Source organism: Ruegeria sp., from assembly GCF_965243365.1.
GTDB lineage: Bacteria > Pseudomonadota > Alphaproteobacteria > Rhodobacterales > Rhodobacteraceae > Ruegeria.
The window spans coordinates 2221090-2236257 of sequence record NZ_CBDEUW010000002.1 but is presented as its reverse complement, the minus strand read 5'-3'; the positions used below and the strand labels follow the sequence as shown (position 1 = coordinate 2236257).

Sequence of the window (15168 nt, the reverse complement as noted above, 5' to 3'; positions counted from 1 at the left end):
GAGACGCCGGTTATGTCCGACATGATGACCACACAAGCCGGAGACGCCGGCGCCTTCCGCAATTTCGACCTCGCCCGCGTTCCGACGCCCTGCTTCGTGGTCGATGAAAAAGCCGTCGAGCGCAACCTGACCATCCTCGCCGATATCGGCGCACACTCCGGCGCGCATGTCCTCAGCGCGCTCAAGGCGTTTTCGATGTTTTCGCTGGCCCCGCTGGTGCGCCAGCACCTCGGCGGCACCTGTGCCAGCGGCATCTATGAGGCGCGTCTGGGCCGCGAAGAATATGGCGGTGAAGTCGCCACCTTCTGCGCCGGGTACAAAGACGCGGACATGGACGAAATCCTGTCGCTGTCCGACCATATCATCTTCAACAGCCCTGCCCAGAAAGACCGCTTTCTCACCAAAGCCCAAGCCGCCAAGGTTCAGATCGGCCTGCGCATCAACCCGGAACATTCCGAAGGCGAGATTCCTAAATACGACCCCTGCGCCCCCTGCTCGCGCCTTGGCACGCCGGTCAGCCAATTGACCCCTGAGACGCTGCAAGGAGTCGACGGTCTGCACATGCATACCCTCTGCGAACAGGGCTTCGAGCCTCTGCAACGCACATGGGCCGCCGTCGAACCCAAACTCGCCCCGTTCATGGGGCAACTCAAATGGCTGAACTTCGGCGGCGGCCATCACATCACCCGTGACGATTATGACCGCGACGGGCTGATCGCTTTCATCAAGGCGATCCGCGCAAAACACAACATCGACGTCTACCTCGAACCCGGTGAGGCCGTCGCGCTGGATGCGGGCATTCTGGTCGGCGAAATCCTCGACCTGCCCACCAATGGCATGACCCTCGCCATCACCGATATCTCGGCCACATGCCACATGCCCGACGTGATCGAGGCCCCCTATCGCCCCGCCCTGATGGACGAGGCCGAGACGGGTCACACCTATCGCCTGGGCGGCCCATCCTGCCTGGCGGGCGACGTGATCGGCGATTACACATGGGACAAACCGCTGGAAATCGGCCAGCGCTTTGCCTTCCTCGATCAGGCCCATTATTCCATGGTCAAGACCAACACCTTCAACGGCGTTCCCCTGCCCACAATCGCGTTGTGGAACAGCGAAACAGACGAACTGAGTATCGTGAAGCAGTTCGGCTATGACGACTTTAAGGACCGTCTCTCATGAGCATTTTCCTCGACAGTGAACTGACCGCCTCCGAGCGCACCGAAGACGCCCGGTTCCGCGTCATCCCGGTGCCGTTGGAACGCACGGTGTCCTACGGATCAGGCACCGCCAAAGGCCCCGAAGCGATCATCGAGGCCAGCAACGAACTGGAGCGCATCACCGGCCATGCCGAACCCTGTGTCGAGGGCATCTTCACCGAAGACCCGCTGGATTGCGCAGGCCCTCTGCCCGAGATCATGGAACGCCTCGCCCAGCGCACCGAAGCCGCGGTGCGCGCAGGCAAAGTGCCGGTCACATTGGGCGGAGAGCATTCGCTCAGCTACGGCGCAGTAATGGGTGTTGCCCGCGCGCTGAACCAACCCATCGGCATCGTCCAGATCGACGCCCATGCAGACCTGCGAAATGCCTATCAGGGCGAGAAACACTCGCACGCTTCGGTCATGCATCTGCTGGCCGAGGAAGGCATCCGACTGGCCCAGTTCGGCGTCCGCGCTTTTTCAACCGAAGAAGCCAAGAGCCGCCTGAAGAACCGCGTTATCCACGTCGATGCCGAGGAATTGGTGACCGGCAATATCCACGCTGTCGACCTGCCCGAGGATTTCCCCGAGCTGGTCTATGTTAGCTTTGACGTCGACGGCCTGGACCCGTCACAGATGCCGGCAACTGGAACCCCGGTTCCCGGTGGGCTGGGCTATTTTCAGGCGCTACACCTCGTTGAACACGCGTTGCGACACCGCAAATGCGTGGGTTTCGACGTTGTCGAACTTGCCCCAGACGGGAACGCCGCCTGGGATTTTACCGCTGCGCAGATCGTCTATCGCCTGATGGCCGCCTGTTAATCCTCGGACGTTTCGTTCAGCTCCATATGCCCTTCACCCTTGTTCAGCACGCGGCGCAGCATGGGTTCGAAGAATTCCAGCGGCTTGGTCGGATAGTCCGGGTCAAACGCCTTCTGATCGTATTCATGACAAAAATAGCGGCAGTCCTCCCAATGGGGGCTGTCGCGATATTTGTCACGGGCATTGCGGTCACCGCCCAGGTGGTGGTTGTAATAGTAGCCCTGAAACACACAGTGGTGCTTGAGGATCCAATGTGTCTTTTCGCTAACATAAGGCTTCATCATCGCCGCTGACAGCTCACCGTGGTTATAGGGCGACAGGATATCGCCGGTGTCGTGGATCAGCGCGGCGACGACCAGTTCTTCGTCCGCGCCGTCCTCATAGGCGCGGGTCGCGGCCTGCAGGCTATGCTGATAGCGATTGACCGGATACGGCGTCCACTCTTCGTCTAGTGATCGGATCGCTTCCAGAATCCGGTCTGGCAGAGCGGCATTGTAGGCCTCTTCATACTCCAGAACGGCATCCCAATCGGCCTTGGTGGCCTCTTCAAAACTGGTCCAGGTGGGTTTGTGGCTTTTGTCCAGCATGGCACGATCCCTTGGTTAAAATACTGCGATCAGCCTAATGTGATTTCGATACGCAAAAAAATGAATTGATTTTATCGTATCGATCAAAAAATAGTTTCAGTATGCAAATCAAAGCTATCGAAACGTTTCTCTGCGTTGCCGAAGTCGGTGGGTTCCACGCCGCCGCGCGCAAACTGAATGTTACACAAACTGCCATCAGCGCCCGTATCCGACTGATCGAAGAGGAGACCGGAAAACCTTTGTTCCACCGGGGCGCAGGAGGGACAAGTTTGACAGAATTCGGCAGGCAGTTCCGACCCTACGCCGAACAGATGTTGTCGCTTTGGTCCTTCGCCTCACGCGATCTGGCGTCGCAAACGCAAAATCGGGTTGCCCTGCGTCTTGGAGCGCAATTGAGCATCTGGGACCCATTGCTGGTCGATCTGGCCGTTCAGTTCGAACAAGGGCTTGGACAACTGCTTTTGACGCTGAACTACGACCATGACTTGCACATGGCCGACGCCGTGGCCACTCACGTTCTTGATGTCGCGTTGACGCATGAAAAACCTTCGGATTCTCGCTTGAACTACCAGGACATGACGCCCGAGCGCCTTGTTTTGGTGGAAACCCCCTGCAAGGGGGATGAGCCGATTTTTGTTAATCTTGAGCTTGGCGAACTTTATCAGGATCATGTGCGTTCGATTGTGCGGCAAGCCTCGGGGCAGACAGTTTTTCTGGGAAACTGCCTGATGGCCTTGCGCTATATCATAAAGCGCGGCGGCATCGGATACTTTCCAGAATACGTCATTCGGGATCAGCTTGCATCCGGAGAGCTGGCGCCGGTAGCAGGGTCCACCGACCTTTTCCTGCCGCTCTACCTGGTTGCCCGCAGGGATACAGACGCATTTGAAGACGTCCTGACATGCCTGACGGATCTGCGTAACGCAGATTAGGCCTGAGACAGATTGCCCGGGATGTCCCTTGACCGCCCGCGCATTAACGGCCGACCAGCAACCGTTAGAAACAAGCCGGAAATCAAGACGCCACCGATTGCGGGCAGGTACAGCAATATCCAAAGACCCGGGTCAGCGATCACAACCGGCGAAACAAACCCACGCACACCTTCCAGCAGGACAAGGATCACGAACGCTCCGAATATCTGGGGCCAAAGCCCAAATCGGGAAAAGCTTCCCAAGGTCAGTGTGAAATACCCCACCAGCGCAACAGCGATGCAAATGGCCACCCAGGAAAACCGCTGATGCAGTTCTTCAACAAGATGCCCATGGCTGTGGCCATCCGCTTTCGAGACCGCGTCACGGTCCCGCATCAACTCAATCGTCGGGATCGCCTCCAGGCTGCGCTGGCCCATCTCGGTCCGGCTGGTCAACTCGGAAATATTGTAGGACGCATCTTCGAACAGCGTCGAAGACAGCGTTTCGCCTTCGGTATTCAATCGCAGCGCCACACCGTCAACCATCACCAGATTAATACCGGATGTGTCATTCACAAGGTAGGCCGTCGAACTGGAATAGCTGACAGGGTTTTCCGCATCGCGCCGGTCGGATACGAACACCTCATGCAAGGTTCCGTCCAGATCAACGCGCCCGATATAGACAGTCACGCCATCCGCCGGATGCAGAAACTCTCCTTCATTGAGCAGTTGCGCGGTGACGTCGCCAGCGACCTCAGCCTGACGCAACTCTAATTGTTCGACAGAAGCGGGTCGCAGAAAGACGCTGATCACCGCCATCATCAAGCCGGTCAACAGGCCGAACATGAAAACCGGACGAGCCAACCGCCACGGGCTTGAACCTGTGGCCAACATAACGGTCATCTCACTTTCGCGGCTCAGGCGATTGGTGGCGTAAACCGCGGCGGCAAAAACTGCCATCGGCATCACGGTCCGGATCAAAGTTGGTAGAGTCAGGGCCGTGAATTCCAGAAACACCATGGCCGACTGCCCGCCACTGATCACCCGATCAAACAGGCTGACCGAACGGGTGATCCAGAACACACCGACAAGGACCAGGGTGAAGAAACCGAATAACACCAGCATTTGCCGCAGGAAGTACCCATCGAAACGCGACATGTGACCTCTTTCCGGCTGCTGGTGACGTGTGGGGACATTAGGGTATTCGCACGGCAGAGGAAACCGCCATTACTGCGTCAGTTTCCAGCTGCGCCACAGCCAGCGTATGGCCTGACCGGCACAAGATTCACCTTTACACGATCGTCATCTTTAACCCGAAAATGTCCGAGGCTTAGTGGATACGGTCAACGCGTATGGTGGGATCGTGGGGCAGCACCTCGCACTCGTAACCCCTTCCGAAAACCAGTTAGAAAACCAGTATGTGCAAAAATACAGAAGTGCCGCCCACCGGGGCAGAGTGACATTGTGGCGAAAATGTGTCCATGCCTGATTGGGAAATTCATTGTTTTCACTACCGAAACGAATTCTGCGATCCGAATGAGAGATCTCGTTACGGGATTCCCCCAATTTCCTACAAGCCCAGAAGATCGTAAGTTACCTCCAACGGAGCGCTTTCACCGATCCGTATTCCCCTTGAGGGGCTGGTTATGACCCCCTCGGCCAGCCCCTCTGATCTGCCCATTCCCGCCCAGACCAAGATTGTTGCGGCCATACCCGCCAACGCATAGGGTTTTGCGCCAGTGATGCAGCAAAGCGGCGGGCGGCATGAGCATACGGCAGTTTTACTTTCTTATGTGCGTGGTCGGCACGATTGTGCCTTGGATTTTCTTTGGCAGTTTCTTCGCGGAAAATGGTTTGAACGTTGGCTTATTCCTAAGCAGTCTGTTTGCAAATGGCGCAGCCGGTGGCTTTTCCGCAGACGTGCTGATTTCTATTGCGGTCTTTTGGGTATGGTCTTTCACAGATGCGCAGAAAGACCAGATACGCAATTGGTGGCTCGTCATTCCTGCAGGGTGCCTGGTGGGCCTGTCCCTTGCCCTGCCGCTATACCTGTTCCTGCGGTCCAAGCCGAAAAAGCTTGGCGCAAACGCCTAGACTGGCTGCATCGTTCAACGCACCCAAGAAAATCCAAAGACGCAATATCTGGGATTGGTTTTAATGGCAGGGGCAGCAGGGTTCGAACCCGCGACCTACGGTTTTGGAGACCGTCGCTCTACCAACTGAGCTATACCCCTGTGGTGCGCCCTCAGATATGCCAGCGGCGCGTCGGACTCAAGAGGCTTTTTCACAATCTCCCAAGGTTTGCCTTCTGACAAAATCGTTGCGCCTGACGCGCAGTTCTTTAAGACAAGGTTTGGCCAGCATAAGGACACCGCCCTTGAGCATCCGCAAGAAAATCGCCGACAGCGAAGCCGTTCTGAACTGGCTGGCCCGGCGCATTGCGACCTATATTCGGATGGTCAACCGCAACACACGCTGGCAGCGCATCGGTTACGAAGAATTAGACAAGCTGATCGAACAGGGTGAGCCGGTCATCGTCGTTCTGTGGCACCAACGTCTGGCGCAATCCCCCTATTTCTTTCCGCTGGACAAAGGCCGCATCTGCTCGATCACCTCATCCGCTCGGGCCGGCAGCATGGTGGGTCGCGTTCAAAAGCTGTTTGGCATGGACACAATCGCGATGAGTAGTCGGAAACGTCATGTCAGGCTATCGCGTGAAGTTCTGGGCAAGATCAAACAGGGCGTGTCGATCGGCATCGCGGCGGATGGACCGCGCGGGCCCGAGCGTGTGTGTTCAACCGTTCCACTGGTCTGGGCGCGTACATCGGGCAAGCGGGTTTTTGGGATCACCTATTCCGCCAGACACGGGCGTGAGGCCGGAACCTGGGATCGCCTGCTAATGCCCCGCCCCTGGCGGAACGAGGGTGTCTTTCTGTGCCGCGAGTGGACGGAAACCGTACCGCGCAAAGCGACAGACGAGCAGGTCGAAACTCTGCGGGCGAACCTGGAACAACATATGAATGACATCACGGCCGAGGCTGACCGTATGGTCGACCGGGTGCCCTGGGATGCAAGTCGGCGACGCCCGGCTGCCCGCAAGTCCGGTTCTAAAAAGAAATCTTGAAGTTCAGCGATCCAACGACCTGAGCTTCCGGCTGCTGGTTAAACTCCTCGCTCAGATAGGTCACACCATAGAACAGGGTTCCGTGCCGCGCCTCCCAATTCAGACCAAGGCGTGCGCGATAGCGTTCATGTTTCAGGCTGACCGACCCGGAATTCGGAATATACGCGCTGTCGGCCACATAGGCCGCGTCAAGGCCGAAAATGCCACTGACACCCTTTGGCCCTGAACGCATGGTGCGATAGCGCTGGCCGGTAATTTTGTCTCGGACCAACAACTCGGATCGACCAACCTGACCGATTGTCAGGTCAAACCCAACCCGCGCCAGCGTTTCATCCCCCGCCCGCACTGAGGCGAAAGGACGGATACGCGCGGACCGCCCCCAGTCCCACTCGCGGCCGATTTCGGCAACAGCCGTGGGGTAAAAGTTGTTCGGAATCTGATCGTCCAGAACCGCCTGAGACGGAGGCGTGCTGCCGATCAACTTGTGGAACTCGGTCTGCAGATTGTCCACCCCGGTTTGCGGTCCAACGGCCACCAGCTCAGCCCCAAGCGTATATTGCGCCTTCTGCCGCTGGAAATGGGTGTATGCGCCAAGGGATAGAATTCCCGCATATTGCCTATCGGTTGGGCTTGGATTCACCAAATCCTCAGGCGAGATCATCTGCGTATACGCCCGAATCTCGATCACATCGCCAATCGCCTCGGGCAGTTCCCCATTCCAACCCCGCGCCAAAACCCAGGACAGGTTGAGGGAAGACGTCTGCCACCGATCATGATCGTCCCCGATCAGATCATCCGTGAACAACCAGCCGAACCCGACCAGCTCGCGCTTGGCAGTATTTGCCGAGGGTGAAGCATCATCGGAAGACTGCGCAAACAGCAACTGAGGCATGCATAGAAGGGCGAGTGCCAGAAGAAATCTCATCAATGGTCCCACGTTCTTTTCTGCGGCAGTCTGACGGTCGGCGAGTGCCTAGCCTTTGAAAAACCGTAGAAAAAGGTGATGCGTTCGACAAGGACACAAGTTTTTCTGCACAGAAGCGGTACGAATTGGCAACAATGGGGGAAGGTGTCTGTTTCGCTGGCAATTTGCAACGGCAATTAAACGGCACTCACCGTCATCGCGCCCAAAAGGCGGAAATCACCCCACCTTGATGTTCTAGTTGAGAACTCGGGCGTATTGGTGGGGTTGGTGCGGTTTGACAAGGGGGATTTTCCGGATCAATTTTTTTCAGATTTAGCCGTATTGGATATTTTTTCCTTGTATGCGTACTTTTTGTACATTACTAAGTCAAAATTGTACAAAATCAAAAGGAGAGCAGTCATGCTAAAATACGCATTTTGGAACAATAAGGGCGGAACAGGCAAAACTACATTATCCTTCCAAGCGATTTGCGAGCTCGCTAGAAAGAAAAGCGATCAGAAAATTTTAGTGATCGATTGCTGCCCACAGGCCAACTTATCAGAATTGTTCTTGGGTAGTCTTCAGGGCAATGGAGGTAACAAACTACTTCAGTTGCAAGGTGGACAACTTCGCAAAACAGTCGGAGGCTACTTTGAATTGCGCCTCCCAACACCATATTCAGCGCCAGTGTTTACCCCAGAGGATTTTGTTTCCCAGCCAAACACCTTCAACCCTGTCGTCCCTCACAACATCGACCTACTAGCCGGGGACCCTCTACTCGAACTTCAAGCCAACACTATGTACACTTTGGCCAATGTTCCCAGCCCAGTGGCTAACAACTGGCTCGCAGTAGTTTCTTGGCTTCGTGATTTTCTCTCGGCTCTTTCCACACCTTACGATTACGTATTTTTTGATCTCAATCCAAGTTTCTCACTATATACTCAGATCGCACTTGCAGCATCGGATCGCCTCATTCTTCCAGTCATGGCGGACGATTCCTCAAGACGGGCTATTCAAAATGCTTTTTCACTCACTTACGGGCTGCGGCTACCTTCTCCAATCTACGCTCAACACGCCTTTTCGAGCCAATTGACGTCAGGAGGATTAAACCCGCCCCAAACCCATCTTATCGTAAAAAATCGCTTAACACAGTACATGGGACCGGCATCCGGTTACGCGGCAGTTCTGCGTTCAATTGACACTGATGTTGCAAACCTTTCGAACGCTAATCCCCAACATTTTACATTCGCTTCAGTTGCTAGCGCATTTTGTGAAATTCGAGACTTTCAGACTTGTGGTGTAGTTGCTTCAGCTCGTGGTCTACCTTTCGCCAGAATGTCAGCAAAACGATACGATGTATTTGGACAACGTGTCCAAGTGAACAGAGAACAATTGGACTTAGCGATTGCCCACATTGACAGAGTAGTTTCAAAGCTCTGAGAAATAGCAAACAAAAGAAAAAGGCCGCCCCCTGTGGGACGGCCTTCTTAGTCTCACCGATGCGCCGGGCTGAAGCCCGGCCTACCGATTATTCAATGATTTTCGACACAACGCCAGCGCCGACGGTGCGACCGCCTTCGCGGATCGCGAAGCGCAGGCCGTTTTCCATCGCGATGGGGGCGATCAGCTCAACGCCGAACGACACGTTGTCGCCGGGCATGACCATCTCGGTGCCTTCGGCCAGCGTCACGGTGCCGGTCACGTCAGTGGTCCGGAAGTAGAACTGCGGACGGTAGTTCGCGAAGAACGGGGTGTGACGACCGCCTTCTTCCTTGGTCAGGATGTAGGCTTCGGCTTCGAACTTGGTGTGCGGTGTCACCGAACCCGGCTTACACAGAACCTGGCCACGCTCAACGCCGTCACGGTCAACACCACGCAGCAGCGCGCCGATGTTGTCGCCCGCTTCACCGCGGTCCAGCAGCTTGCGGAACATTTCAACGCCGGTGCAGGTGGTCTTGGTGGTGTCGCGGATGCCGACGATTTCGATCTCGTCGCCAACATTGATCACGCCACGCTCAACACGACCGGTCACAACAGTACCACGGCCCGAGATTGAGAACACGTCTTCGATCGGCATCAGGAACGGCTGGTCAACAGCACGCTCGGGGGTGTCGATGTAGTCATCAACAGCCGCCATCAGTTCCTTGATTTTCTCTTCGCCGATTTCCGGGTTGTTGCCTTCCATCGCGGCCAGAGCCGACCCTGCGATGATCGGAATATCGTCGCCGGGGTACTCATAGCTCGACAGCAGCTCGCGGATTTCCATTTCCACCAGTTCCAGCAGCTCTTCGTCGTCAACCTGGTCAACTTTGTTCATGAACACGACCATCTTCGGGATGCCAACCTGGCGGCCCAGCAGGATGTGCTCACGCGTCTGCGGCATCGGGCCGTCAGCTGCGTTCACAACCAGGATCGCGCCGTCCATCTGCGCGGCACCGGTGATCATGTTCTTGACGTAGTCGGCGTGGCCGGGGCAGTCGACATGCGCATAGTGGCGGTTGTCGGTCTCGTATTCCACGTGGGCGGTCGAGATGGTGATGCCGCGCGCTTTCTCTTCCGGCGCACCGTCAATCTGGTCATACGCTTTGAAGTCACCAAAATACTTGGTGATTGCTGCGGTCAGCGTCGTCTTACCATGGTCAACGTGGCCAATCGTGCCGATGTTGACGTGCGGTTTTGTACGCTCAAACTTTTCCTTTGCCATTCCTCAGGCGCCCTTTTGCGATTTGGGGGACCCTCGGTCCCGTGGTTACATCTGCGCGCGCGAGATATTTGGTTCAAAGGGGAAAATCAAGCACATCCTGCGTTAAAACCCGTTTAGGATGCCGGATTTTGCGCAACATCGCTAGAATCGAGCGGTTGGATCAGGTCTGGCCGCTTGTCGAACCAGCCGTTGTCCTTGTGTTCCTCGGCCAGCCATTCCTCGACCCGGTCAGCAACCTTGAGGGCAAGCCCGCTCATTTGCTCTTCTTTCGTGCGGGTATGGCCCGATCCGGCAAAGGCGCTTTCGCTGGTGGTATCTTCAAGCACCTGAAACTGTTTTGCCTTGGCCAGAAACTCTTTTTTCTTCACGTCATAGACGTTGACCAGAACAATCGCAGTGCTTTTGGGATTGTAGATCACCGGCACACCGGGAGGGGCAAGCATATAGCCTTCGAGGCTGATTCCGATGTCATACTCCTGCGCGCCTTCATAGCGGCCAAGCCGGATATCAACGGCGTTCTGAATGGCGTCTTCCCATTCCTTGGGTGTTGCATCCCGCGACACCGGTCCCTGCTTGGCTTTTTCAGCGAAGGCATAGTTTACGCGCAGATTAAACTCGCCCAGCGACTCAGGTTCTTCATACACTTGCGTCTGTGTGCAAGCACCCATCAGGGCAAGTCCGGTAATCAGGATCAGAATGCGCAACATGTCTCGTCTCGATAGGCCTGTTTTTCTTTGATCTAGCGCACCGATACCGTTTGTGCCAAGCGGTATCGGCAGATTTTCACCAAACTGTTGGCTCGGTCACGAGAACTTATAGTCGCGCGGGAAGCCGTAGGGCGGCTTTTTACCGACGCCAGCCCGCTTGGCCAGCCACTGAGACATATCTGCCTCGTGACGGGTCTTGTCGCCCCCCATGGACCATTTCAACCCCTCTTCCCAGTTGAAAGTGGTGATGTCCGACAACCCGCCATCCAACTCCAAGGTGCCCTGGCGCCCACGCGCCATATTGTATTTTTGCAGACGCACACCCTTACCACGAGTCATCTCGGGCAGTTCTTCGGTTGGGAACACAAGGAACTTGCCGTTCTGAGACACCACGGCCACATGATCCCCCTCGACCGGCTTGCAGATCATCGCCGTCTCGTCGCCCTTAACGTTCAGCACTTGTTTGCCGTTGCGGGTTTGGGCCAGCACTTCATCCTCGGGCACCATAAACCCGTTGCCAGCATCCGAGGCTACCAGAAGCTTGCGCCCCGGCTTGTGGATCAGAATGTCAATGATCTGCGCTTCATTCGGAAGGTCGACCATTAGGCGCAGCGGTTCGCCCATGCCCCGACCTCCGGGCAAGTTGGCCGCACTAACGGTGTAGAATCGACCGTTCGAGGCAAAGACTAGCAGTCGGTCTGTGGTTTCAGCATGGAAGATGAAACGCGGGCCGTCGCCGTCCTTGAACTTCAACTCGCGCTTCAGGTCGATATGCCCGGTCATGGCGCGAATCCAGCCCATCTGAGAGCAGACGACCGTGATCGGTTCGCGGTCGATCATCGCCTCAAGCGGCACTTCCTCGACCTGTCCGGCCTCGGCAAATTGGGTGCGACGCGCGCCGCCCTCGTAGTCTTTGCCGAAGGTCTTCTTGGTCTCTTTTAGTTGTTCAGCGATCTTGGCCCATTGCAGAGCGGGATCGGCCAGCAGGTCTTCCAGATTGGCGCGTTCCAGCATTAGCTCGTCACGCTCACGAACCAGTTCCATCTCTTCCAGACGGCGCAAGCTGCGCAGGCGCATGTTGAGAATGGCGTCGACCTGAACCTCGGACAGCTCGCCCTCACCCGGCTTGGGTGAGACGTAATCGGCCTCGTTGGTGGTGCGAACGTGGTCGATGCCCCAATCTTCGCGCATCAGCGCGGCTTTTGGGTCTTCGTCATAGCGGATGATGTCGATCACGCGGTCCAGATTGAGGAAGGCGACGATAAAGCCCTCCAGCACTTCCAGACGGTGGTCGATCTTGGCCATGCGATGGCGCGAACGGCGCAGCAGCACCTCTTGCCGGTGATCGAGGAAGGCGCGCAGCACCTCTTTCATCGAGCAGACCTTTGGCGTCACGCCGTCGATCAGCACGTTCATGTTCAGGCTGAACCGCACCTCAAGGTCCGAGTTGCGATAGAGCATGCCCATCAGCACCTCGGGGTCCACGTTTTTGGATCGCGGCTCAAGGATCAGACGGATGTCGTCGGCGGATTCGTCCCGTACATCGGCGAGGATCGGGATTTTCTTGGTCTGGATCAGCTCAGCGATCTTTTCGATCAGCTTGGATTTCTGAACCTGATAGGGAATCTCGGTAACGATGATCTGCCACTGACCGCGGCCCAGATCCTCAACCTCGAACTTACAGCGCAGCCGGAATGAGCCGCGTCCGGTGCGATAGGCCTGCGCGATATTCTCGGGCGGCTCGACGATGACACCACCAGTCGGGAAATCCGGGCCGGGCACATAGTTCAACAGCGTGTCGTCGCGCGCATCCGGCGTTTTGATCAGATGCAGGCACGCATCACAGAGTTCAGAAATATTGTGCGGCGGAATATTCGTCGCCATACCCACCGCGATACCGCTAGCGCCGTTGGCCAGCAGGTTCGGGAACTGCGCGGGCAGCACGACCGGCTCGGTCAGCGTGCCATCATAGTTATCGCGGAAATCGACGGCGTCTTCGTTCAGACCTTCCAGCAGCGCCTCGGCCACGATGGTCATCCGCGCCTCAGTATATCGCGAGGCCGCCGGGTTATCACCGTCGATATTGCCGAAATTCCCCTGCCCGTCGACCAGCGGGTAGCGGACGTTGAAGTCCTGCGCCAGACGCGCCATCGCGTCGTAAATCGCGGCATCGCCGTGCGGGTGATAGTTACCCATCACGTCGCCAGAAATCTTGGCAGACTTACGGAACCCTCCGGTTGCGCTGAGTCGCAGTTCACGCATCGCATAGAGGATTCGCCGGTGAACCGGCTTCAACCCGTCCCGTGCGTCCGGTAAGGCGCGGTGCATGATGGTGGACAGCGCATAGGTCAGATAGCGTTCGCCAATTGCCCGGCGCAGCGGTTCGGCTACCTCGCCCCCGTTGTCAGGGGTCTCCATGTTGGGGTCATCGATCGTGTCGTTCATATATGATGTGATACGACGCAAGCGCGCCGTGGTAAAGCAAGCAGCACATATTTTGCTGGGGACAAGGCGCGCTTTTTGCAACAGGGGGAGGCAACCCACGGTTTTCCCCCATTTTTCGACTCGAACGGCCACTTATGGTATGCTCTGCACTACAAAAAGCTGCCGTTTTTCTGTGTTCGATTACCCCGGGGGAAGCGCCATGACGCGCCTTATTGTTATTATATTCGTGGCCCTTGGCTGGTGTTTTTACGTCATGAGCGGTGGCACGAACTTTGAGCCGCGCGGCCTGCGTGATCAGCAGCCCCAGCGCATTGCGACCACTCCGAAACCAGCCCCAACACCGATCGCGCCCTCCCAACCCAAAGACCTTGTTACCAATGTGGCCGTCCGGACGGCACCGGTTCGGGAAGAAGCGGAACCCAATCCGGAACCCGTAGAACCAATTATCATCGTTGAAGAAGTCGACAGTCTGCGTGGGTTCTCTCAGTTGCCTACCTTCACAGGTCAGGATGCAAGCTTTACCCTTGCATCGTTGGAAGACGGTGCTGCGGGCCTGCGGCAAACGACCACGCCCAAACCCGACGAGGCCGAACTATCGGCCTCACCGGAACCTCAAAAAGACACCCGCGAAATTATCGGAACTCGTGTGAATCTGCGGGATGGCCCCGGAACGATCTACCCGATCCTGGGCAAACTGCAACTGGGACAGGAGGTCGAGGTCATTGGCGACTCGGGCACCGGCTGGTTGCGGTTGCGCGTGTTGCCGTTGCAACAGGTTGGATGGATTTCCCAATCGCTGGTCAGTAAATCCGGCAACTGACGCGCAGGCGTCATTGTCCTGCCCCAAACTGCACAATAGGTATGGCGCAACGCAGGGGCGGACATGACATGCAGAAATCCATACTCATTACAGGTTGTTCATCAGGCATCGGTCACAACGCTGCGCATGGGATGCGCGCGCGCGGCTGGCGTGTCTTCGCCTCGTGCCGCCAACAGCGCGATTGCGACCGGCTGCGCGCCGAGGGATTTGAAAGCCCGTTGATCGATTATACCAACACGGAAACCATTTTTTCCGGGCTGGCTGAGGTGCTTGAGGCCACCGGCGGTACATTGGACGCAGTGTTCAACAACGGTGCTCATGGCCTGCCTGGCGCCCTGGAAGACGTACCAACCGACGGGTTGCGGCATATTTTTGAGGCGAATGTTTTTGGCTGGCACGAACTGACCCGTCAGATCATCCCTGTCATGCGCGCGCAAGGGCATGGGCGGATCGTTCAGAACTCCTCGGTATTGGGGCTGGTAGCGTTCCCGTGGCGCGGCGCCTATGTGGCGACAAAATACGCGATAGAAGGTCTGACCGATACGTTGCGGCTGGAGCTGCGGGACACGGATATCAAAGTCATCCTGATCGAGCCGGGGCCGATTACCTCGAAACTGCGCGAGAAATCGATTCCCAATTTCGAACGTTTCATCGATTGGCAGAACTCGGCCCTGCGCGAGAAATATCAGACGTCCCTTCTGAAACGCCTATACGAATCCTCGGGTCCAGACCGGTTCGAACTGCCGCCTTCCGCAGTGACCGACAAGCTGGCCCACGCGGTCGAGGCAACGCGCCCGCGCCCGCGCTATTATGTCACCACGCCGACCTATATCGCTGGCTACTTGCGCCGCATCCTGTCGACGCGCACAATAGATCGCATCCTGTCCGACATCTGAGGCGAAATTACCCGTTCGCTTTTCCGGGTGTGGGGGCTAGATGAGAGCCA

At 56.8% G+C, this 15168-nt stretch carries 14 protein-coding genes and 1 tRNA gene; 8 read left to right on the top strand and 7 right to left on the bottom strand.

Going from position 1 to position 15168, the window contains the following annotated elements; translation table 11 throughout:
- Positions 1–12: 12 nt before the first annotated feature.
- Both nspC and speB read left to right on the top strand, forming a co-directional pair.
- On the top strand, positions 13–1182 hold the full coding sequence (nspC, locus tag ACP0GE_RS14820; RefSeq protein ID WP_424832685.1) for a carboxynorspermidine decarboxylase: 1170 nt from the start codon (positions 13–15) through the stop codon (positions 1180–1182).
- Positions 1179–2021: an agmatinase gene (speB, locus tag ACP0GE_RS14815; protein WP_424832684.1), complete on the top strand. Its 843-nt coding sequence runs from the start codon at positions 1179–1181 to the stop codon at positions 2019–2021. Before nspC ends, speB begins: the two co-directional genes overlap by 4 nt.
- Here speB and ACP0GE_RS14810 read toward each other — a convergent pair.
- Positions 2018–2608, bottom strand: coding sequence for an HD domain-containing protein (locus ACP0GE_RS14810; protein ID WP_424832683.1), 591 nt, complete (start codon positions 2606–2608; stop codon positions 2018–2020). The genes speB and ACP0GE_RS14810 overlap by 4 nt on opposite strands.
- 101 nt (positions 2609–2709) lie before the next feature.
- Between ACP0GE_RS14810 and ACP0GE_RS14805 the strand changes: the two genes are divergently transcribed.
- Entirely contained in the window at positions 2710–3540 is an 831-nt protein-coding gene (locus ACP0GE_RS14805; protein WP_424832682.1) for a LysR family transcriptional regulator, read from the top strand.
- Here ACP0GE_RS14805 and lptF read toward each other — a convergent pair.
- A complete protein-coding gene (gene lptF / locus ACP0GE_RS14800; protein ID WP_424832681.1) occupies positions 3537–4676 on the bottom strand; it encodes an LPS export ABC transporter permease LptF in 1140 nt (379 codons plus the stop codon). The genes ACP0GE_RS14805 and lptF overlap by 4 nt on opposite strands.
- A 606-nt stretch (positions 4677–5282) precedes the next feature.
- Here lptF and ACP0GE_RS14795 point away from each other — a divergent pair.
- Positions 5283–5612: a DUF2834 domain-containing protein gene (locus ACP0GE_RS14795; protein WP_424832680.1), complete on the top strand. Its 330-nt coding sequence runs from the start codon at positions 5283–5285 to the stop codon at positions 5610–5612.
- Positions 5613–5676: 64 nt separating this feature from the next.
- Here ACP0GE_RS14795 and ACP0GE_RS14790 read toward each other — a convergent pair.
- Positions 5677–5752: transfer RNA gene (locus ACP0GE_RS14790), tRNA-Trp, on the bottom strand.
- A 143-nt stretch (positions 5753–5895) separates the two neighbouring features.
- Here ACP0GE_RS14790 and ACP0GE_RS14785 point away from each other — a divergent pair.
- Positions 5896–6642: a lysophospholipid acyltransferase family protein gene (locus ACP0GE_RS14785; RefSeq protein ID WP_424832679.1), complete on the top strand. Its 747-nt coding sequence runs from the start codon at positions 5896–5898 to the stop codon at positions 6640–6642.
- Here the strand turns inward: ACP0GE_RS14785 and ACP0GE_RS14780 are convergent.
- A complete protein-coding gene (locus ACP0GE_RS14780) occupies positions 6626–7567 on the bottom strand; it encodes a lipid A-modifier LpxR family protein (protein ID WP_424832678.1) in 942 nt (313 codons plus the stop codon). The genes ACP0GE_RS14785 and ACP0GE_RS14780 overlap by 17 nt on opposite strands.
- A gap of 267 nt (positions 7568–7834) precedes the next feature.
- On the opposite strand from ACP0GE_RS14780, the gene ACP0GE_RS14775 reads away from it, so the two are divergent.
- The gene (locus tag ACP0GE_RS14775) at positions 7835–8986 is read left to right on the top strand and encodes a ParA family protein (RefSeq protein WP_424832677.1); all 1152 of its coding nucleotides are present in this window, start codon (positions 7835–7837) and stop codon (positions 8984–8986) included.
- A gap of 88 nt (positions 8987–9074) precedes the next feature.
- Here the strand turns inward: ACP0GE_RS14775 and tuf are convergent, their stop codons facing one another.
- From tuf to parC, 3 genes are all read right to left on the bottom strand, one after another.
- On the bottom strand, positions 9075–10250 hold the full coding sequence (gene tuf, locus ACP0GE_RS14770) for an elongation factor Tu (RefSeq protein ID WP_424831564.1): 1176 nt from the start codon (positions 10248–10250) through the stop codon (positions 9075–9077).
- A 113-nt stretch (positions 10251–10363) separates the two neighbouring features.
- Complete coding sequence (locus ACP0GE_RS14765; RefSeq protein WP_424832676.1) at positions 10364–10957, bottom strand: hypothetical protein; 594 nt, start codon at positions 10955–10957, stop codon at positions 10364–10366.
- Between the two features lie 96 nt (positions 10958–11053).
- Positions 11054–13402 carry a DNA topoisomerase IV subunit A gene (gene parC / locus ACP0GE_RS14760; protein ID WP_424832675.1) on the bottom strand — a complete coding sequence of 783 codons (2349 nt, stop codon included), beginning with the start codon at positions 13400–13402 and terminating at the stop codon, positions 11054–11056.
- Between the two features lie 199 nt (positions 13403–13601).
- Here parC and ACP0GE_RS14755 point away from each other — a divergent pair, with 199 nt between their 5' ends.
- Positions 13602–14222, top strand: a complete 621-nt coding sequence (locus ACP0GE_RS14755; protein ID WP_424832674.1) for an SH3 domain-containing protein — start codon at positions 13602–13604, stop codon at positions 14220–14222.
- A 68-nt stretch (positions 14223–14290) separates the two neighbouring features.
- Positions 14291–15118, top strand: a complete 828-nt coding sequence (locus tag ACP0GE_RS14750) for an SDR family NAD(P)-dependent oxidoreductase (RefSeq protein ID WP_424832673.1) — start codon at positions 14291–14293, stop codon at positions 15116–15118.
- Positions 15119–15168: the final 50 nt, after the last annotated feature.